The following is a 19,651-nucleotide window of genomic DNA, read 5'->3' as shown; positions in this document are numbered from 1 at the left end:
AATTTGGCCCGAATTCAGAAAGGGACATAAATGTCTGCCCTACATATCAAAAAAGGCTCCACCCGCCATTCCGCCTATAACCTGCGTCCGAATTTTTCCGACGTACAGGAACGCCACACCCTTGCCGTACTAGTCGAAAACGAACCCGGCGTTCTGGCCCGTGTCATCGGCTTGTTTGCCGGACGCGGATATAACATTGAAAGCCTGACCGTGGCCGAGGTCGATCACACCGGGCACCTGTCGCGCATTACTGTGGTAACCACCGGCACCCCACAGGTCATTGAACAGATCAAGGCGCAGCTTGGCCGCATCGTTTCGGTCTATGAGGTACATGATCTCACCGTCGAGGGCGCCTCTGTTGAGCGGGAATTGGCCATTTTCAAGGTTGTTGGAGATGGAGACAAACGGGTCGAAGCCCTGCGCCTGGCCGACATCTTCCGCGCAAATGTTGTAGATAGCACTTTGAACAGCTTTATTTTCGAGATAACCGGCGCGCCTGACAAGATCGACGCCTTTGCCGATTTGATGAGACCTCTTGGTCTCGCCGAAGTCGCCCGTACAGGTGTCGCAGCCCTGTTGCGCGGCACCTAAATCTAATCGCGAAGCACTGCATACAACAAAGGCCAGTCGTCAGGCTGGCCTTTGTCGCAAATGGGATAACTCGCAGCTAGGGGTCCAAGAGGCCGAAACCTACGCCATGCGCCACGTCCCAAAGACCGCATATTTTGTACAGGCTTTGGTGTTTGTTAGCCCTGGCTGAGTGGAACACACCTTCACGCGCGACGCAGGCCCCCGGACTTATCTACCGGAAAGGCGATAACGTTCGCAGTTGCTCCATCTGCTGGTGCAGATCCCAGGCCTTCCATAACCGACAGGCCCTCGCTCACCTTTTCCAAAGCAACGCTATCCGCTCTTAGTGGAACTGCTGGATTAGCCTGACCCGTCTCTGGTTTCGCTCCCGCATGCGACGTCTGAAGCCTATCTTCACAATCCCCCCGCGCGGATGTCCCAACAAGAGCGAGTGGACTGGCCATATCATCCTTCTCGCTTGCGGTCACAAGATCCTGCGCCAAATGAGGGCAACCCGGCTCCTGAAGAACCTGAATGTTATGCGCCAAACGCAAATCAGCTTTCAACTCTAGGCTGAATGCAACCCAGTCACCAGTGTGGACATTGAAGGCTTCACTGGCGTCATCATGGGAATAGAAAGCCAAATCCCCCTGATCTTCGCACCATATAACTGCTTTTCCGGCTGTGGCCTCACTCCAGAGAACAATTCCAATCATAACGGGCCTCGCAACTTGGACGGATCAATCTTGGTTCAAATAGCCCTATTGCAACATCGTCAAAAATGCGTCGATCCATTGCATTTTGTGTCTGCCCCGGTAAAACTGTGATACAAATTAGAAGCAGCATGATGCGAAATAGCGTCCACTCGGCGATACGCGTGACATATTACGTCACTACAACAGGATACCCTGGCCACCATGGCAGACTCACTGGACGTTTCCGGCCAAACAGCCGCTGAAACCAACCGCTCGCCGGCACAATTGCGCAATATGTTTGGAACCAATTTGCGTCACTTGGCCCAGAACTACCCTTCGATTTCAGAATTGTCTCGGCGCCTCGGGATCAATCGAACCCAGTTCAACCGTTACATGTCTGGCGAGAGCTTCCCGCGACCCGACATTCTTGACCGGATCTGTACCTTCTTTGAGGTAGATGCCCGTATACTGCTAGAACCAGTTGGGACAATTGGGCGCCAGGGGCAAATTCTGAATGGCCCGTTTCTCGCGGACTTTCTAGGCCACGGTATTCGCAACCTTGACGAAACCACGTTTCCAACGGGATTCTATCGTTTCACACGGCGCAGTTTTGTCGATGGCAATAAATTTGTCATCGGGCTTGTTTACGTCTTCCGCTCTGGCACAACCGCCACCTACATCAAAGGCTACGAGGCCCGCGACGCAATGCGCTATCAAGGCCTGTCGGAAGGCGCCAAGATGCGTGAATTTCGCGGCGTTGTTACCTCCCATGAGGACGGGGTCGCCTTTATCATCTCACGACGCAACGCCATGACTTATTCCTTCAACTATCTGGCGCGGATCGGATCGTTGGAGAACAATTTCTGGCTTGGATATGTCGCGCGGACGGTACGCGACGGCAGCGGTGAACGCGTGACCCGCATGGTCTACGAATACCTTGGACAGGATATGGGGCGTGCTCTACAGGCCGCCCGCAGCGCCGGGTTCTCCACTACTCAGGACCTGCTGCCCTATCACCGCCACCTGCTGCGACCGGAGGAACCCTTCCGCTGAGGCGACCCAGAGCGAGCTTCCCGTCAGAAATATTCGCAGCACCTTGACTGGCTGGGCGATTGGGCTCAATGGGCAATCTGGCGATAAATGTGCCAGGTGGCATGCCCCAACAATGGAAGAACGACAAACAACCCGACAAAGCCAGGCATCAATGCTGCAAAGGTCAGGACGGCAACGCCGACAGCCCAAAGCATCATCAAAAGGAAGTTTCTCTGCACATAGGTAAAGCTGGCAATCATCGCGGTGACAAAATCCACCTCCCGGTCGAGCAATAGCGGCAATGAGATCACCGTGATCATATAAAGCAGTAGCGCAAACAGCGCCCCAACAAGACTGCCAACGGCCAGCATCAACATGCCATTCAGAGTCAGAAAAACCTCTAGCGAGCTGGAGATATTGGTCATCGTTGACAGCCCCAGAAACAGCGCAAAGATCATATGCCCCAGAAAAAACCAAAACAAAAACACGACAATGATAATGGCGCAAATCGAAGGCAACTGGCGGCGACTTTGGTGCAGGATGACACCAAGAATATCCCCGGCGCTCATCGGTTCATCCTGCTCCAGACGATGAGAGACCTCATATAGTCCAACCGCGGCGAAGGGGCCGATCAATGGAAACCCGATGGCTGCCAGCACCAGCCAGAATGTGGTGCCAGTTGCCAGAGTGATCCAGGTCATGACCCAGCCTGCCAAAACGTAGAACCCAGCAAAGAACAGCCCATAGAGCGGCTTTTTGCAAAAGTCCTGCCAGCCACATTTCAGCGCTTGGGTCAGGATCTTCCCCCGCATTGGCTGTAGCTCTGGCACTCCAAATGGTTTTGTACTCACTAAATTTTCCTCCCCAGAAAAATCTTACGCGTTTCTTTAGGTTCCCTCCCCGGATCCCGCCAAGGTCGGCGGGGCCCTCTGCGGAAGCTTACTTTGCAGGTGATATCCCTGCCCCAAAGCCAGCAGGCTACGATCCTGCCCCTGTGCGGCAAAGATTTGTAGCCCCATAGGCAAACCAGCAGCGCCAAACCCGGCCGGGACCGCCAAACAGGGCAGCCCAAGCAGGCTGACCGGCGTTACAACCTGCATCCAGCGGTGGTAACTATCCATCTCAAGGCCATTGATCTCACGCGGGTATTCAAGATCCAACGAAAAAGGCCAGCACTGCGCCGTGGGCAGCACAAGCGCGTCATAGTTCTGGAACAATTCTGCGGCCCGGCGTTGCCAATTTGAGCGCAGATCAGAGGCCTGCTGAATCTCTTGAGCGCTGAAGGAGAGCCCCCGATCCAATTCCCATATGGCGGTCTCTTTCAGGTGCGCGCGTTGGTCATCTAGTGCGCGAAGCCCCGCAGCCACCGCAAAAGAGCGCAGGGTGATCCACGATGTCCAAATTTCCTCGGCCGAGAACGGGGGAGATACAGCCTCAACAGAATGTCCCTGAGCGGACAGATGCGTGAGGGCCTCTTTGCAGGTGTCCAGAATACCTGGCTCCATCGGAAAGGCCCCGCCCCAATCCCCCAGCCAGCCAATGCGCATAGGGGCCACGTCAGGTAATGGCAGCGTCGCCTCGCGCGCGCGGGCCAAAGGCTGGCGCGGATCGGGGCCAGGCATCACATCGAGCAAGAGCGCAATGTCATCGGGACTGCGCGCCATCGGGCCAAGGGTGGACAGTTGGTGCAGAAACAGATCCCCGCTGGGCTCAGCCGGGACGCAGCCCCAGGTGGGGCGAAAGCCATAGACGTTATTCCACCCCGCCGGATTTCGCAGGGACCCCATCATGTCAGAGCCATCCGCCAGAGCGACCAACCCCGCAGACAGGGCCACCGCTGCACCGCCCGATGATCCACCGCAGCTGCGATCTGGATCAAAGGGGTTTCTAGTCGCACCATAAACCGGATTAAAAGTGTGAGAGCCCAGGCCAAACTCCGGCGTATTGGTCTTGCCAATGAAGATAGCGCCTGCTGCACGCAGCCGCGCCACAAAAAGCTCATCCTGTTGCGGCACAAATTCTTTGAACAAGGGCGAGCCCTGCGTTGACGCAAGACCTTTGACATTCGCCAAATCCTTGATCGCCATGGGCAATCCGTGCAACGCCCCACGGGTGGTGGCCCTGTCGGCGGCTTCGGCTTCTGCCATCAGCTCGCCCCGATCACGCAGGGCTACAATCGCATTCAGCTGCGGGTTAAGCGCGTCAATCCGATCCAGGGTGGACTGCATCAACTGCACTGCGCTCAGCGCTCCACTGCGCAGGTTGGCAACCAGGTCCTGCGCCGATCCAAAGGGTTCATACATCCACGTCCGCTCCTGCCATATCTGCAGGCAAGCCTAACGCTGGAAATCAGATCTGAAAAGCAACACCTAAGGCTAAGCTTTTAAACAGCTTGAAAAAACAAACTCTTTAATCAGAAAACCACCCAGCGCCCTGATAGTCCGAGCGCCCGCAAGAAAAGCAAGCTAGTAGACAGCGGGAACGGCGAACAATCTTTTCGCCGGGCCCGTGCTGTTGCTCGAGGATACCGCGGGCCTTATGCATTAGACTCGAAACCGAGGAAAGCGAGGTTATTCGCCTTGTGCTTCAGAGCGGCTTTTGCCCGCGACGTTCAACGCGAGCGTTGCTGCCATGAACCCATCCAGATCACCGTCGAGCACCCCCTTGGTGTCAGAGGTCTCATGGCTGGTGCGCAGATCTTTGACCATCTGGTAGGGCTGCAAGACATAAGAGCGGATCTGACTGCCCCAACCTGCATCGCCTTTGTTTTCATGAGCCTCATTGATGGCGGCGTTGCGCCGATCCAGTTCCATTTGATAAAGCCGTGATTTCAGGGCCTTCATCGCGATGTCACGGTTTTGGTGCTGAGATTTTTCGGATGATGTGACCACAATACCGGTGGGATGGTGGGTAATCCGCACCGCAGAGTCGGTGGTGTTCACGTGCTGGCCACCCGCCCCAGAAGACCGGTAGGTATCTATGCGGATATCGGCAGGGTTCACATCAATTTCGATATTGTCATCCACCACCGGGTAGACCCAGACAGAGCAGAAAGACGTATGACGTTTGGCTGCAGAATCAAAAGGAGAGATCCGCACCAGACGATGTACGCCGCTTTCTGACTTCAGCCAGCCATAGGCATTGTGGCCGCTGATCTTGTAGGCTGCGGATTTAATGCCAGCTTCTTCGCCCGCGCTTTCGGACTGCAGCTCGACCTTGTAGCCCTTTTTCTCCGCCCAGCGCACATACATCCGTGCTAGCATAGAAGCCCAGTCGCAGCTCTCGGTGCCGCCCGCACCTGAGTTGATTTCGAGGAAGGTGTCATTGCTGTCAGCCTCCCCGTCCAGCAGGGCTTCCAGCTCTTTCTCTGCGGCAGACACTTTCAGGGCTTTGAGCGCCTCTTCCGCATCGGTGATAACTTCCTGATCCTCTTCCATCTCGCCCAGTTCAATCAGCTCGATGTTATCGGCCAAGTCCTGTTTGATTCCCTTGTAGGTATCGATGGCATCCACCAAGTTTTGACGCTCGCGCATCAGCTTTTGCGCGGCCTCTGCATCATCCCAAAGGTTCGGATCTTCAACACGCGCATTGAATTCCTCCAACCGGTATTCGGCGGTTTCCCAATTCAGACGCTGGGCCAACAGCTCCAGAGACTTCTCAATCTCGGCCACGGTGTTTTGGGTCTCAGCGCGCATGATATGTCCTTGAACTTGCGTATCAGGCTTGGGTGATAAACCAGTCCTGTCCTGCGAGCAAGCAGCGCAGCGGTGGGTCTCTTTGTTGACCCAATCCCATCGCTCTCCACCAAAGACGGCGTAGCGAGGTTTCAAACCCTCTACGCCCTCGCAGTTGGCTAAAAATTGAAACAGATTGCTCGCCTGTATCAACGCGACCTTTATCACTTTTCGCTCATCTTATCCCCCGAGTTTCCTAGACCAGACTGCTATCATCCGAGGAACAATCCATCGATGCAATCTGCGAATAGATGGAGAAGGTTAGACAAATGCCTTTAGGATATTTGGTATCGCTTGGGGACAATAGTCTGAACTCCGGAGATACCATCTCCGGCGGCGCTGTTTCTTTTACAACAGACTCTGTAATTGGGGCCGGGTCATGGTCTTGGTCCGGATGGGTCGGCGGGTCCTACTATTCAAACGAACTTGAAAGCGGCACCTACTCTTTGGGAACCGACGGGAATGTTTACTTTATTTCCGACTTTGGCCCCGTTGATACGCTAGAGAGCGCAAGTGCAGCCACAGCCCCCAGTTATTCAGCCATCGACGGCACAATTGATGGTACCAGCAATTCAGAACTGATCGACGAAAGATACATAGATCCGGATGGGGATCAGATTGACAATGGCAGTGGCGGTGGTGCGTCAGGCAATGATGATAGTGTCATGGCCGGAGCTGGGAACGACACCGTCTTGGCTGGTGACGGCGATGATTCCGTATTGGGAGAGGCCGGCAACGACTCCCTGTCTGGCGGCGCAGGCAGCGACACATTACAAGGCGGCGAAGGTGCCGACTCCCTGGATGGCGGCCTGGGCAACGACAATTTGTTTGGCGGGAGTGGCCTGGACAGTATCGACGGCGGCGACGGCAACGACCTCATCTACGGCGACACAAATCAGTGGTCTGATCTCAGCACAAAGGCGGTGACGATCAACGACTCGAATGTAACAGATACTGGCAATGGCTACAACGTCACAGCCACCGGTATCGGTGGTGGCGCAGCGAGCCTTGACTACTTCGGTGGCGGGTTTGGTGTCGCTGGAGCCATTACCGACAGTGACAGCGCGGTCACCGCCCAAATCGGCTATGATACCGCCACGGGTGAATCCGAAGCGCTCATTGTCGATCTGGATCAACCCGTTGATGAAATCACTTTTGGTGTCGAACATCTATACACAGATACCTACGGGGAGGTCGGTCACTGGGCCGTCTATGACAACGGTGTCCTCGTCGCGGAGGGCGATTTCACCGAAGACGCCCTGGGCAGCGGTGCCGGCACCGTTTCGATCAGTGGCGTCGGGGACTTCGACCAACTGGTTCTGACCGCCAATATGCAAACTGACCTGACCGATGGCTCCGACTACATGGTCACGGATATACAGTTCACCCTCCCAGTCGTCACACCTGAAGCAGGAGATGATTCACTCAGTGGCGGAGCCGGCGATGACACGATTTTTGGCGAGGCTGGCAACGACACTTTGGAAGGCGGCGCTGGAAGCGACTCTCTGGTTGGTGGCAGTGGCACTGACCAAATTCTGGTTGGAGAAGGGGATACCGCTTTAGGCGGAGACGACAAAGATACATTCTTATTCACCGATACCGGGGATACCGGCGCGACCAGCATTACCATTGACGGCGGTGAGGGCGGCACTGACTTTGACACGCTCGACTTCAATGGCCTTCTTGATCCGGGCAGTCTGAACATCACAGCCACCAGCGATGATGGCACCATGAGCGGGACTGCTACCCTACTAGACGGTTCAACAGTAAATTTCACCAATATCGAAAACATCGTCTGCTTTGTCGCTGGCACACGAATCTCCACTGCTATGGGCGCAATTCCAATCGAGGAGCTGGTTCAGGGGGATCTGGTGCTTACCCGCGACAATGGTTTTCAGCCGGTGCGTTGGGTCGGCAAGACAACAGTGCCAGCCATGGGGGATTGGGCTCCGGTCCGCATTTCCGCGGGCACCTTTGGCGCCAGCCGCGATCTTTTGGTCTCGCCACAACACCGGATGCTGCTCTCAGGAGCCACAACACGGTTGCTGTTTGATGCAAGCGAAGTCCTGGCGTCAGCCCATCATCTGGTCAATGACCACAGCATTCGCCGCCAACCTGGCGGCGTGGTCACCTACGTGCATCTGCTGCTGGACCAACACGAAATCATCTACGCGGAAAACTGTCCCGCCGAGAGTTTCTTTCCCGGCGATCAAGCGCTCGAAGCCCTTGGCCCACCTGCCTTGTTCAGTCTGTTTGAATGCATGCCAGAACTGCGCAGCCATCCAGAAAGCTTTGGCCCCACAGCGCGCTACTGCCTGACCCGCCCGGAAACCCTGACCCTGACCGCCTAGGACGGCAGGCGCAAACCACAGGGTTGCATCTGGCCAAGTGGTCTGAGGTGATTATGGCGCGCGCGTTCTAATACTGACCGCCAGAGGTCACCGTGCCAAAGGTTGCCTTTGGCCCCAGAACCGCAGTGCCTCCGCTCGAGGTTGTGACCTGACGCCCCGATTGCTGCACCTCTTCCAGCAGCGGCAGATCTGAGCCCATTGCAAAACCGCCATCAAAGGCAAGACCAAAGATGGGTTCAGCGCCATCGCGGAAATACTCAGCCACCACATAGGCCCCCGAAGCGCTGTCAGGCAGGCGGGCGCCCGTGTAGCGGTCGATCTTGATAAAATGACCGCCCTCCGGCACCTCGAATGGTCCGCCGCCGAATTTCTCGGTGGCCACCTTCATGAATTGCTGGAACACTGGCCCGCACATCGTACCACCATAGGCCCCCCGCCCCATCGGGCGCGGCTGATCAAAACCCATGTAGCAACCAGCGACGATATTGGAGGTGAAGCCCACGAACCAGACATCGCGGGAATCATTCGTTGTCCCGGTCTTGCCCGCCGTCGGAACCGGTAAGTTGATCACGCTAGAGGCAGTCCCGCGATCCACCACGCCCTTCATCATCGAGCTGAGCTGATAGGCAGTGATCGGATCCATCACCTGCTCGCGGTTGGAATCAATGCGGGGCGACCGCCCAGCTGGCAACCCCGGCGCGGAACAATCCACACAGTCGCGATCATCATGCCGGTAGATTGTCCGGCCATAGCGGTCCTGAACCCGGTCGACCAGGGTTGGCTGCACCCGCTGGCCGCCATTGGCAAACATCGCATAGGCTGCCACCATCTTGTACAGCGTGGTTTCCTCTGCCCCCAACGAGTTGGCCAGAAAAGCGCCCATGTTGTTGTAAACACCAAAACGTTCCGCATAGCCGGCGACAACAGGCATGCCAACTTCCTGCGCCAGACGAATGGTCATCAAGTTCCGCGACTGCTCGATCCCTGTGCGCAATGGCGTTGGACCATAGAACTTGTTCGACGAGTTCTTGGGCCGCCACAACCCCTGCGGTGTGTTGATCTCGATTGGCGCGTCAATGACGATGGTTGCAGGGCTATAGCCACTGTCCAGCGCTGCAGCATAGACAAAGGGCTTAAAACTGGACCCAGGCTGGCGCTGCGCCTGAGTAGCGCGGTTAAACACCGAGTGCTGATAGGAAAAACCGCCCTGCATCGCCAGAACCCGGCCTGTGTTTACATCCATCGCAACAAAACCGCCCTGAACCTCAGGCACCTGACGCAGGGACCAGTGCCGGATACTGCCGTCATCTGCCTTGACCGCACGCACATGAACCACATCGCCACGAGTGATATTGTCCTTAAAGCTGCCCTTCATCCATTTGATGTCATCGCGCGGCACCTGTCCCGTGCCCGTCTGCCCCTCAACGCCTACAACAAGGTTTTTGTCGCCAACCTCCAGCGCAACCGCCGGATACCACTTGCCGCCCAGGGTAATATCGCGGGACACTTCGGCCTCGGCGAGCGCCTCTCGCCAACTGGCTTCATCCGCCAACACCGCCTCTTCCAGGGCGACGCCGGTCCCGATCCAAATCCCACGAGAGCGGTCATATTTCTGCAACCCCGTGCGCAGCGCATCGGCAGCCTCTGTCTGCATCTCAGCGTCAATGGTCGCCCGCACCGACAGGCCCCCAGTAAAGAACTCTCCCTCGCCAAAGTCTTCGGACAGCTGGCGGCGGATCTCATCAGAGAAATAGTCACGTGGCGGCAGCGCCGTGCGGAAACTCTCAAAATCGCCATTTTGAACGGAGCGAAGCGGCTGTTGCACCTCGACCTTATAGACAGCCTCAGAGATATAGCCGTTTTCAAACATCTCGCGCAGCACATAGTCGCGCCGTTCCGTCAGACGCTCCTTACGGCGGACCGGATGGAAATCCGAAGGAGCCTTGGGCATCGAAGCAAGGGTTGCCGCCTCATGTGGCGCCAGCTCGCCCAGGGTTTTGTTGAAATAGGTCTGCGCCGCAGCCGTCACCCCGTAGGAGTTCTGGCCTAGGAAAATCTCGTTGAGATACAACTCAAGGATCTGATCTTTATCCAGAGTTTCCTCAAGCCGTGTGGCGAGGATGATCTCCTTGATTTTGCGTGCCGCTTTACGATCACCGGACAGCAGGAAGTTTTTCATAACCTGCTGAGTGATCGTCGAGGCCCCCCGTACGTTGCCCCCACGCGAGCGCACAGCCTCAACCGCTGCGGCCGCAATGCCTCGGGCGTCGTAGCCCTTGTGGGAATAAAAGTTCTTATCCTCCGCCGAGATGAAGGCCTGTTTCACCAGGTCGGGAATGTCAGACGACGGTGTGAACAGGCGCCGTTCCTTGGCAAATTCATCAATCATCCGCCCCTCGCCGGAATAGATCCGGCTGATGGTTGGGGGCTGATACTGCGACAGGGATTCATGGCTGGGGAGATCGCGCCCATAGATCCAGAAAATCGCCCCAAGAGTCAGCGCCACCATACCAATACCAAGGGTAATGGTGCTGAAAATAGAACCAAAGAAGGATAGAATAAACCTGAGCACGGATGCTGCCTTTCACGCGGGGTGCCGCCTATATAGGAGGGCAATGGCCTGGGGTCAAAAGCGGAAACAGCGGAAAGATGCCGCTAAAGGGGGAAAATCACCCCGTTGCGCATCATCAGTCCCTGCCAGTGCCCTCCGAATCCGGTGATCGCCGGTATAGCGCTCACAGATTAAGCCCTTCATTGAAAGGGCTCTATTTGGCGAAAGCGCTGTCTGGTTATTGGCGCACCAGGGCGCGACGCGCCTCGTCTTCGATGCGCCAGTCAATCAGACCTTTCAGCATAGCTGTCGCCGTTTGGCGCCGCCATTCAGGGTTTTGCAAGTTGGCCAGATCCCGGGCGCTGGATAAAAAGCCGATTTCAACCAAAACTGATGGGATATCTGCAGATTTCAACACAGAGAACCCTGCGGATCGCAAAGGCTTACGATTAACCGGCCCACCCTGTTGCTTCAGCCCTGCAACCAGGGCCTGCGCCAAGGCGACGCTGCGTGGTTGAGTTTCCTGCCGCGCCAGATCAAGCATCACCCCAGCCACCAGATCATCCGTATGGCTCAGATCGGTGCCAGACAGAAGGTCTGCCCGATCGTGGCGCTCTGCCAGGCTGGCCGAGGCCGCATCAGAAGCCTCTTCCGACAGAATATAGACCGTTGAGCCATGTGCGTGGCCCTGTGTCAGCGAATCCGCATGCAAAGAGATAAACAGATCAGCCCCGGCCTGGTGCGCCAATGCGGTGCGACGCTCCAAGGAGACAAAGTAGTCGCCATCGCGCGTGACCTGCACATCAAACTGACCGGACCGCACGAGGATTTCGCCCAGTTCCAGCGCAAACTGTAACATCAAATCTTTCTCAACCACGCCGCCTTCTGCCTTGGCACCTGGATCAATGCCGCCATGCCCCGGATCCAAAACCACCAAGAGCGGCGCGTTTTCATCCCGCGGTGGCACCACATCCAAAGCCTGCGGGGCTGGCAAATCCCAGCGCTCATCCTGTGGCGCACCAGCCCCCCTGGCAAAGTCTTCGGGCGTGCTGGGTGCCAGGGCCAAGGTGAGCACCGCTGCCGCAGTTACCGGGTCCACATCAAGTTCCGCCGCCCCAACCGCCATAGGGCCGGAGAGCTCCAGAACCATACGGGACCAGCCAGGGACATAGGTGCCAAATTGGACTGACGTAATGGCTTCACCGGTCAAGAACTCATCCGCGTTGAGCCCAGTCCAGTCGACCTCCTGAAAGTCAAGCACCAGCCGCGCGGGCTCATCAAGCGTGAACAACCGGTAGGGCACGCCTTGGCTAAGCCCAAGCTGGATCGCAGCACCCCGACCTGTATCTCGAACCTGAGAGATCTCGCTGGTAATCCTGGCAAGGCCACTAAACTCCTGCCCAGAGGCCAACGAGCCCATGAGGCTGAGCCCTCCCAGCCACAAGGCCGCCATCGCTGCGTGTAACTTGCCCATGTCCTGCCCCTGCCTTGCTCTTTTCTTTCGGCCTTGCGGCTACTTTAGCCATCACGAGGGCAAGATATCAAACAGGGAGAAACCCCGTTCGCCCCAAATCAGTGCTTTCAGCCCCGCGCCGCCATAAACTGCTTTAGCCGTGACAGGCCTTCTTCAATATCTGCAGTCCCTCGCGCGTAGGAAAACCGGAGCGTCGTCGCGCCACGTTTGGGGTCAAAATCCAGCCCCGGCGTCACGGCAACGCCCGCCTTCTCAAGAATTTCTGCTGCAAAACTCCGGCTGTCGGTGGTCAGGTCAGAGACATCCGCGTAGACATAAAAGGCACCATCAGGTGGCGCGATTTTGTCAAAACCAGCCGCGACCAACCCTTCCAGCATCAATTGCCGGTTGCGCGCATAAACGGCGAGATTCTCGCGCATCTCATCTTGGCAATCAAGCGCGGCTAGGGCTGCAATCTGACTGGCATGCGGCGCGCAGATGAACATGTTTTGCGCCAGCCGCTCGATGACGCGCACGTGATCTTCGGGAACCACCATCCAGCCCACCCGCCAGCCGGTCATGGAAAAGAACTTGGAGAAGGAGTTGATCACATAGCACTCATCGGTGAGCTCCAAGGCGGTCACCGCCTTAGCTTCATATTCCAGACCGTGGTAAATCTCATCAGAAATAAAAGAAGCATTTTGCGCCTTGGCCGCATCTATGAGCTGCCCCATTGCTGCACGGTCAAGCATCGTTCCCGTGGGGTTCCCTGGTGATGCAACCATCAGCCCAGCGAGATCCAACCCCTCTAGGTCTGACGCCACAGGTTGCAACCGGTTTTCCGGCGCGGTCTCGATATCAACAGGTGTCAAGCCCAATGCAGACAGGATCTGACGATATGAGGGATAGCCCGGTGCCCCAATGCCAACGCGGTCGCCGCTGTCGAACAAGGCCGTAAACCCCAGCAGAAAGGCGCCAGAAGACCCAGGAGTGACCACCACCCGGTCCGGGTTTAGATCCACATTATACCATTCACCATAAAGCCGCGCGATCCCCTGTCGCAGCGCAGGCAAGCCTAGGGCAACTGTATAACCCAGACTATTGTCCTCCAGCGCATCCGACAAAGCCCGCCGCGCCGCCATCGGTGCCCCCGTTGAAGGCTGGCCCACTTCCATATGGATAATGTGACGTCCCTGCTCTTCCGCCTGGCGAGCCGCCTCCATCACATCCATCACAATGAAGGGATCGACGTTTGATCTGCTTGAGTTTCGCATAATGATCTCCCATGGTGCGCGCATGACTTTTGACCGCTTCTCTCGGCTGGCGTCAATCCCGGCTGTGGTGTTTTGCCTGCTCGTCTATACCGCCACCTGTGTGCAGGCGGCGACCATTACGCTATTGCGAGATGCGGATATCGAACAGGGCCTGTCCAGGCTGGCCGCCCCCGTACTGCGGGCCGCAGGGCTCAATGCCAAACGACTGCGCGTCTTGGTCGTGAACGATTCACAGTTCAATGCCTTTGTCTTGGATAGTCGCACAATTTTTATCAACTACGGCTTGATCTTAAAGGTCACCAGTCCCGAAATGCTTCAGGCGGTCATCGCCCATGAGGCCGCGCATATTTCCAATGGGCATCTGGCCCGGCGGCAGCAGAACCTGCAGTCCGCTGGAACCGCCGTCGGGCTTGGCCTGGCCCTGGCCGCCATCGCTGCCGCTGCAGGCGCAAGTGAGGCAGCTGGAGGGATCGCGATCGGAACCCAGACCTCCGCCCTGCGAGGTTTTCTGTCGCATACCCGCGCCGAAGAATCCTCCGCTGATCGCGCTGCCGCCCGCTTTCTCATCGCGGCCGGCATCGACCCGCAGGGATTGGTTGATCTGCACCGGATCTTCGCCGGCCAAGAAGTGCTGAGCCTGGCCAATCAAGACCCTTACATGCGTTCTCATCCCTTGAGCCGCGATAGGATCCGCGCAGCCGAAGCCTTTGTCGCCTCACATGGCAGGGGCACAGCTGCCGCCCCCGAAGCGGACTATTGGTTTGCCCGTATTCGCGGGAAACTTTCGGCCTTTAAACGATCCCCAAAATGGAGCCTGCGCCGCGCCAAGGAAGAATCCCACCGGGACATTCGCCTGATGCGCGAAGCCATTGCCCATCACCGTCGGCGTAACCTGCAACAGGCACTGCGTGCCATCAATGGCTCCCTGGCAATCCGCCCCAAAGATGCCTTCTATCATGACCTCAAGGGCCAGATCCTATTTGAAAACCGACACTGGAGCGAAGCGAAGAACAGTTTCGCGCGTGCAGTTCAACTGACCCCCGCCGATTCATTGGTCCTGGCCAGCTATGGACGCGCCCAACTGGCGGCAGGATCACCAAGCGCCGCCCTAAAAACAATGGAACGCTCCCGCAATCTGGATTTTCGCAATGCGCTGGTCCTGCGGGATATGTCACAGGCCTATGCCAAAACCGGTCAAAACGGGATGGCGGCCTTGGTGACTGCCGAACGCTACGCCCTTTCTGGGCGTTTCGAAGATGCAGGGCTTCACGCAAAACGCGCCGTCGCGCTATTACCACGTGGTTCCACCACCTGGCGTCGTGCGCAGGATGTTTTACTGGCCTATGAACAAATTCAAAAAAGGAAACGACGATGAAACCTCTTACGCGCATGGCCACAGGAATGGCAACTGCAGCGGCGCTCTTCTTGGGTGGCCTTCCGGCGCAGGCTTTTGATCTCGGCGCTATGACCGCGGAAGAACGCGCGGCCTTTGGCGCCGAAGTACGCGCCTATTTGCTGGAAAACCCCGAAATCATACTGGAAGCTGTCAACCTGCTGGAACAGCAGCAGGCAACAGATGAGGCGACCCGCGATGTTGCCATGGTTGCGGCCAACCTGGAAGAGCTGCACAACGATGGGTACTCTTGGGTCGGAGGCAACCCAGACGGTGATATCACTCTAGTTGAATTTATGGACTACCGCTGTGGGTACTGCCGCAAAGCGGCACCCGAAGTGGCCAAACTATTGCAAGCCGACGGCAATATCCGGCTTATTGTAAAAGAATTCCCCATTTTGGGAGAAGCATCTCTGTTCGCCTCTCGCTTTGCTGTTGCCACCAAACAAGTGGCTGGGAATGACGCTTATAAGCAAGTCCACGAAGCCCTGATCGAGATGACCAGTGAACTGAACGAAGTCACCATGCGCCGCTTGGCCAATGGCCTGTCTCTAGATGCGGATGCAATTTGGGAAGCGATGGATTCAGAGGCTGTCACCGATGAACTACGCCGCACTCGCGCCCTGGCCCAGAACCTGGCCATATCGGGCACGCCGACCTTTGTACTCGGCAATCAGTTGCTACGGGGCTATCTGCCTGCAGATCAATTGAAGATCATTGTGGATGAACAGCGCGAAGAAAACAGCTGATATTGCGCCTTCCCATTGAACAGGGCCCTGAGTTGGCCCTGTTCTTTGCAATAGATGATGCCGCGAGTAGTGGCTTTCGCCCCTCGACCTTCATCAAAGCCGAACCAGCTTATGCCTTTCCCTCTTTGGTCTTGAGGGTGTCTTTCAATATATCTTGAAACCTCGGACACTCCAGGTAGGAAGGGGCAGTGCAGGCAGCGATGTGGTCCAACAGTTCCGCAGTTGCGCAGAGTTCCTGCGCTTGCCTACGTAGGGTATTCGCTTGGCTGCGCAGCTCTTGGCGATTGAGATCGTATTTCCCACCCTGCGGTCGAAACAGCGCTCTAATCTCTTCGAGAGAATAGCCTGCCCTACGCCCAAGCGAAATCAAAGCCAGCCGCATCAACACGCTGTCGTCGTATTCCCGACGCAGCCCTCGGCGACCGTCTGAAGTAATCAACCCCCTCTTCTCATAGTAGCGCAAAGTCGATGGGGCCAATCCGCTTTGCGAAGCAACCTCTGCAATATCTAGCCGGTACATATTGACTTAAACCTCGCTTTAAGTTGCAGAAACAATGCGAGATTCGTCATAGAAAGGAAAGCGCATGGATTTCGCGGAGTTACTGTTTTTTGGCGCGACTGCCGGTTTGGGCGCGACCATCTTCACCGATCTTTTCACGTTTTTACGTCAGGGAACAAAGGCCACACACACATTCTACTGCATGGTGGGCCGTTGGATCGGATCGCTTCCTCGCCAGGGTATTTTTCACGATGATATCCGCGCATCTCCGCCTGTTGCTGGTGAAGCCATACTCGGATGGTCTGCGCATGTGATCCTGGGAATTTTTTTTGGGATCAGTTTTGCCCTACTGTTTGGCGCTTCGGCATTCAATGCACCTCAGATCTGGCAAGGTCTGAGTTTTGGCCTTGCGACAGTCTTGGTGCCATGGCTTGTCTTTCAGCCGCTCTTTGGTTGGGGGCTGGCAATGTCGAATGCCCCGACCCCATGGAGGATGCGCCTAAAAGGGATGATCACCCATACCGTTTTCGGATTGGGTCTTTGGCTGTGCATAGCTGCAATGAACGCCCTTCTTTAGGACCTGCTATGGCTCGCCAAACCTGGGCAACCTGTACGGTAAGAAATGTCGAGTGCTCTAGGCCAATGAATTATGGGTAAAAGAAAGAGCCAAGGGCGCCTGAGTTGGCGCCCTTTAACCCAATTCAGTCCAAGTTTCCGTGACAGTCAGCCTTCGGCGCCTAGCGCCTCCTTCGCTTCGATCTCGGCAGCCTTTTTCTCCACCTCCTCGACGATGTGATCCACCATGGCCGCATTGCTCATCTTGTGGCTGGCTTTGCCTGCCAGATAGACCATGCCGGATCCCGCACCGCCGCCGGTAAAGCCCACATCGGTCATCAGTGCCTCGCCGGGACCATTAACCACGCAGCCAATGATCGACAGGCTTAGCGGGGTGTGGATATGGGCCAAACGGTCCTCTAACGCCTCAACAGTTTTGATCACGTCAAACCCCTGCCGCGCACAGGAAGGGCAGGAGATAATATTAACGCCACGATGGCGCAGGCCCAGGGATTTGAGGATTTCAAAGCCGACCTTGACCTCTTCGACCGGATCCGCAGAAAGGCTCACCCGCAGGGTATCACCGATGCCCATCCACAACAGCTGCCCCAGTCCAATGGCCGATTTGATGGTGCCCGAGACAAAACCACCGGCCTCAGTCACTCCGATATGGATCGGCGCATCTGTGGCCTCGGCCAGCTGCATATAGGCGGCCGCGGTCATAAAGACATCCGAGGCCTTGAGAGAGATCTTGAAATTGTGAAAATCGTGGTCCTGCAGGATCTTGATGTGATCCAATCCGCTTTCCACCATGGCGTCAGGACAGGGTTCTGCATACTTGTCCAGCAGGTGTTTTTCCAATGAACCCGCATTAACGCCAATCCGGATGGCGCAGTCATGGTCACGGGCGGCCTTGATCACCTCGGCCACACGTTTTTCATCACCGATATTGCCAGGATTGATCCGCAGACAGGCTGCCCCGGCCTCAGCGGCCTCGATGCCGCGTTTGTAGTGGAAATGAATATCCGCGATGATCGGCACCGGGCTCTCAGCCACAATTTCCTTTAGGGCCTTCGAGGAGGCCTCATCCGGAACTGAGACCCGCACCAGGTCCGCACCAGCCTCGGCAGCGGCCTGCACCTGCGCAATGGTGGCTGCAACATCTGTGGTGAGCGTGTTGGTCATGGTCTGCACCGCAATAGGCGCATCCCCCCCAATGGCGACCTTGCCGACATGGATCTGACGGCTTTTACGGCGCTCAATATTGCGCCAAGGGCGAATGTGGTTCATCGACATGCAGGCTGATCCCGGTTGATCCTTGTTCCCTGCTAGATATGGCCTCAGCGCGTACGCTGCAATGGGGCGCACCAGATCCTGGGCTCAACAAAGTGGTTTAATTGCGCTCTGAAGGAAACAAGGAACGCAATCTGGAGCGACACCCTATGTATCAGGGAAAGGATGAGGTGCTTATTCGGATTCAGGTTGCGTTTGCAAAGCTGCAACCATAGTTGCAAGCGCGCTGTTCTTGCCGTCTGTCAAGTCGGCCACCTCGAAGCGGTCCAACACACCATCAACCGAGAGGTCGACATTCTTGCTAACCTGACCGCGATCACCAACTGGGCCAAAATGGCTGCCGTTGACAGCAAAATAGATCGCGCCGCTTTCGCCTGTGCGCAGTTTTGGGGCCTCTTCCGTCAGCGGAACCGAAAAACTGTCGCCTGCATTCATGATCGCCTCAAAGATGACAGAGCCATCCGCCGAGGTGACCTGCACCCAAGAGGGCCGCACAGCGACCATTTCAACACCAGGTGAAACCGTTTCAACAACCTGCGGAACGGCAAGCCCAGAAGGCTCTGTCGACGGCAGGCTCGCCTCTGCAAGTGTGAGACTGGGCAGTTCGGGTACAGCAAAATTGCCAAGGCTGCCAGGGTTCAACGAGGCGATAGGCGCATCGCGGGCAACCAGAACCGGCACATCCAGCGCCTGAGGGCGATAAAGACGATCCAAAGCCGCTGCTGCGATATCTGTCTCATGCGTGATGGCAGAAGAGGACAGGGAGCCAGCCCCGGAGCGCGCGCCCTGGAGCGGATCCACATCCGCCAGAACAAGCGGTGTCTGTTCGACCGGCGCGAATTGCACCTGCTGCACTTCTCTCAGGACGCTCAAACCGCCGTAACCGATCCCAGCGATCAAGCCGACCAGCACCATCAGAGAACCAATGGCACGCGGTTCGATCTGTGCGAAGAACCCGCTAGCAGCCGGTGCAAAAGGCGTTGTAGGTGCAGTAAAGGCCCCACTTCCCAGCCCGCCGCTAGTGGTCACAGGAACAATAACTTCTTTGCGTGAAGAAGCCTCTGACGACATCCCATGGGCGACAGCAAAACCGCTCTCACGACAGAAGGTATCAAAGGCAATTTCGGGATCCATGTTCAGGTACCGCGCGTAGGAGCGCACATAGCCGGCGATAAAGCCGGGGGTATCAAAAACGGAAGGATCGGCATTCTCGATGGCAGCGATGTAGGAGGCCTTGATTCGAAGCTCACGCTGGACATCCAGTAGGGATTTCCCCATGGTGGCCCGCTCTCCCCGCATCATATCGCCAAGGCGCAGTTCATAGTCATCGAAACTCTTGGGAGCTGAGACCTGCTCATGCTCCTTCGACTTGCGCAAAGTGAGGCGCCTAATCATGCCCGCTGTCCCATCATAGCCTGCCGCATTCGACATCTTTCGGCGCTAAACGAATCACCCCATGATTCACCCGCACCTTTTCATTAAGGGAAATATAACACACTCAA

Annotated in this window: 16 protein-coding genes; 6 read left to right on the top strand and 10 right to left on the bottom strand. The window is 56.7% G+C overall.

From position 1 onward, the window contains the following. Positions 1–30: 30 nt before the first annotated feature. Positions 31–591: an acetolactate synthase small subunit gene (gene ilvN, locus MED193_RS20580; protein ID WP_009811709.1), complete on the top strand. Its 561-nt coding sequence runs from the start codon at positions 31–33 to the stop codon at positions 589–591. Positions 592–773: 182 nt separating this feature from the next. On the opposite strand, the gene MED193_RS22425 is transcribed toward ilvN, so the two are convergent. Further along, a complete protein-coding gene (locus MED193_RS22425) occupies positions 774–1,286 on the bottom strand; it encodes a hypothetical protein (RefSeq protein ID WP_009811708.1) in 513 nt (170 codons plus the stop codon). A 273-nt stretch (positions 1,287–1,559) separates the two neighbouring features. On the opposite strand from MED193_RS22425, the gene MED193_RS20570 reads away from it, so the two are divergent. Continuing rightward, complete coding sequence (locus MED193_RS20570; RefSeq protein WP_039967132.1) at positions 1,560–2,318, top strand: helix-turn-helix domain-containing protein; 759 nt, start codon at positions 1,560–1,562, stop codon at positions 2,316–2,318. A gap of 65 nt (positions 2,319–2,383) precedes the next feature. Here the strand turns inward: MED193_RS20570 and MED193_RS20565 are convergent, their stop codons facing one another. From MED193_RS20565 to prfB, 3 genes are all read right to left on the bottom strand, one after another. Then, the gene (locus MED193_RS20565; RefSeq protein WP_039966496.1) at positions 2,384–3,148 is read right to left on the bottom strand and encodes a DUF2189 domain-containing protein; all 765 of its coding nucleotides are present in this window, start codon (positions 3,146–3,148) and stop codon (positions 2,384–2,386) included. Positions 3,149–3,184: 36 nt separating this feature from the next. Then, on the bottom strand, positions 3,185–4,600 hold the full coding sequence (locus MED193_RS20560) for an amidase (protein ID WP_009811705.1): 1,416 nt from the start codon (positions 4,598–4,600) through the stop codon (positions 3,185–3,187). A gap of 267 nt (positions 4,601–4,867) precedes the next feature. Beyond that, a complete protein-coding gene (gene prfB / locus MED193_RS20555) occupies positions 4,868–5,992 on the bottom strand; it encodes a peptide chain release factor 2 (RefSeq protein WP_009811704.1) in 1,125 nt (374 codons plus the stop codon). Positions 5,993–6,300: 308 nt separating this feature from the next. On the opposite strand from prfB, the gene MED193_RS20550 reads away from it, so the two are divergent. Next, a complete protein-coding gene (locus MED193_RS20550; RefSeq protein ID WP_009811703.1) occupies positions 6,301–8,382 on the top strand; it encodes a Hint domain-containing protein in 2,082 nt (693 codons plus the stop codon). A gap of 67 nt (positions 8,383–8,449) precedes the next feature. Here MED193_RS20550 and MED193_RS20545 read toward each other — a convergent pair whose 3' ends face one another. The 3 genes from MED193_RS20545 to MED193_RS20535 form a co-directional block, all read right to left on the bottom strand. Further along, positions 8,450–10,954 (bottom strand): penicillin-binding protein 1A, encoded by a 2,505-nt coding sequence (locus MED193_RS20545; protein ID WP_009811702.1) that lies wholly within the window; start codon positions 10,952–10,954, stop codon positions 8,450–8,452. Positions 10,955–11,171: 217 nt separating this feature from the next. Further along, entirely contained in the window at positions 11,172–12,407 is a 1,236-nt protein-coding gene (locus MED193_RS20540; protein ID WP_009811701.1) for an N-acetylmuramoyl-L-alanine amidase, read from the bottom strand. Between the two features lie 107 nt (positions 12,408–12,514). After that, positions 12,515–13,660, bottom strand: a complete 1,146-nt coding sequence (locus tag MED193_RS20535; RefSeq protein WP_039966493.1) for a pyridoxal phosphate-dependent aminotransferase — start codon at positions 13,658–13,660, stop codon at positions 12,515–12,517. A 22-nt stretch (positions 13,661–13,682) separates the two neighbouring features. Between MED193_RS20535 and MED193_RS20530 the strand changes: the two genes are divergently transcribed. Both MED193_RS20530 and MED193_RS20525 read left to right on the top strand, forming a co-directional pair. Further along, the gene (locus MED193_RS20530) at positions 13,683–15,035 is read left to right on the top strand and encodes a M48 family metalloprotease (protein ID WP_198133873.1); all 1,353 of its coding nucleotides are present in this window, start codon (positions 13,683–13,685) and stop codon (positions 15,033–15,035) included. Next, complete coding sequence (locus MED193_RS20525; protein ID WP_009811698.1) at positions 15,032–15,802, top strand: DsbA family protein; 771 nt, start codon at positions 15,032–15,034, stop codon at positions 15,800–15,802. The genes MED193_RS20530 and MED193_RS20525 overlap by 4 nt, the downstream gene beginning before the upstream one ends. A gap of 109 nt (positions 15,803–15,911) precedes the next feature. Here the strand turns inward: MED193_RS20525 and MED193_RS20520 are convergent, their stop codons facing one another. Then, the gene (locus MED193_RS20520; RefSeq protein WP_009811697.1) at positions 15,912–16,322 is read right to left on the bottom strand and encodes a helix-turn-helix domain-containing protein; all 411 of its coding nucleotides are present in this window, start codon (positions 16,320–16,322) and stop codon (positions 15,912–15,914) included. Positions 16,323–16,386: 64 nt separating this feature from the next. Here MED193_RS20520 and MED193_RS20515 point away from each other — a divergent pair, with 64 nt between their 5' ends. Next, positions 16,387–16,878, top strand: a complete 492-nt coding sequence (locus tag MED193_RS20515; protein ID WP_009811696.1) for a DUF2938 family protein — start codon at positions 16,387–16,389, stop codon at positions 16,876–16,878. Positions 16,879–17,024: 146 nt separating this feature from the next. On the opposite strand, the gene ispG is transcribed toward MED193_RS20515, so the two are convergent. Further along, on the bottom strand, positions 17,025–18,152 hold the full coding sequence (gene ispG, locus MED193_RS20510) for a flavodoxin-dependent (E)-4-hydroxy-3-methylbut-2-enyl-diphosphate synthase (protein ID WP_009811695.1): 1,128 nt from the start codon (positions 18,150–18,152) through the stop codon (positions 17,025–17,027). Positions 18,153–18,323: 171 nt separating this feature from the next. Beyond that, entirely contained in the window at positions 18,324–19,544 is a 1,221-nt protein-coding gene (locus tag MED193_RS20505) for a helix-turn-helix domain-containing protein (RefSeq protein WP_039967127.1), read from the bottom strand. Between the last annotated feature and the right edge of the window lie 107 nt (positions 19,545–19,651).

The sequence above is a fragment of the Roseobacter sp. MED193 genome, assembly GCF_000152965.1.
In the GTDB taxonomy this organism is placed as follows: Bacteria; Pseudomonadota; Alphaproteobacteria; order Rhodobacterales; family Rhodobacteraceae; genus Pseudophaeobacter.
Note: the sequence above shows the minus strand (reverse complement) of the source record. Positions and strands in the feature narration are given on the sequence as shown.

Bases quoted from the DNA above. Each gene is read 5' to 3' on its own strand.
- MED193_RS20560 (WP_009811705.1), bottom strand. From the start codon at position 4,600: ATGTATGAACCCTTTGGATCGGCGCAGGACCTGGTTGCCAACCTGCGC.
- MED193_RS20515 (WP_009811696.1), top strand. From the start codon at position 16,387: ATGGATTTCGCGGAGTTACTGTTTTTTGGCGCGACTGCCGGTTTGGGC.
- MED193_RS20520 (WP_009811697.1), bottom strand. From the start codon at position 16,322: ATGTACCGGCTAGATATTGCAGAGGTTGCTTCGCAAAGCGGATTGGCC.
- MED193_RS20540 (WP_009811701.1), bottom strand. From the start codon at position 12,407: ATGGGCAAGTTACACGCAGCGATGGCGGCCTTGTGGCTGGGAGGGCTC.
- MED193_RS20550 (WP_009811703.1), top strand. From the start codon at position 6,301: ATGCCTTTAGGATATTTGGTATCGCTTGGGGACAATAGTCTGAACTCC.
- ilvN (WP_009811709.1), top strand. From the start codon at position 31: ATGTCTGCCCTACATATCAAAAAAGGCTCCACCCGCCATTCCGCCTAT.
- MED193_RS20505 (WP_039967127.1), bottom strand. From the start codon at position 19,544: ATGATTAGGCGCCTCACTTTGCGCAAGTCGAAGGAGCATGAGCAGGTC.
- MED193_RS20570 (WP_039967132.1), top strand. From the start codon at position 1,560: ATGTTTGGAACCAATTTGCGTCACTTGGCCCAGAACTACCCTTCGATT.
- MED193_RS20525 (WP_009811698.1), top strand. From the start codon at position 15,032: ATGAAACCTCTTACGCGCATGGCCACAGGAATGGCAACTGCAGCGGCG.
- MED193_RS20535 (WP_039966493.1), bottom strand. From the start codon at position 13,660: ATGCGAAACTCAAGCAGATCAAACGTCGATCCCTTCATTGTGATGGAT.
- ispG (WP_009811695.1), bottom strand. From the start codon at position 18,152: ATGTCGATGAACCACATTCGCCCTTGGCGCAATATTGAGCGCCGTAAA.
- MED193_RS22425 (WP_009811708.1), bottom strand. From the start codon at position 1,286: ATGATTGGAATTGTTCTCTGGAGTGAGGCCACAGCCGGAAAAGCAGTT.
- MED193_RS20530 (WP_198133873.1), top strand. From the start codon at position 13,683: ATGACTTTTGACCGCTTCTCTCGGCTGGCGTCAATCCCGGCTGTGGTG.
- prfB (WP_009811704.1), bottom strand. From the start codon at position 5,992: ATGCGCGCTGAGACCCAAAACACCGTGGCCGAGATTGAGAAGTCTCTG.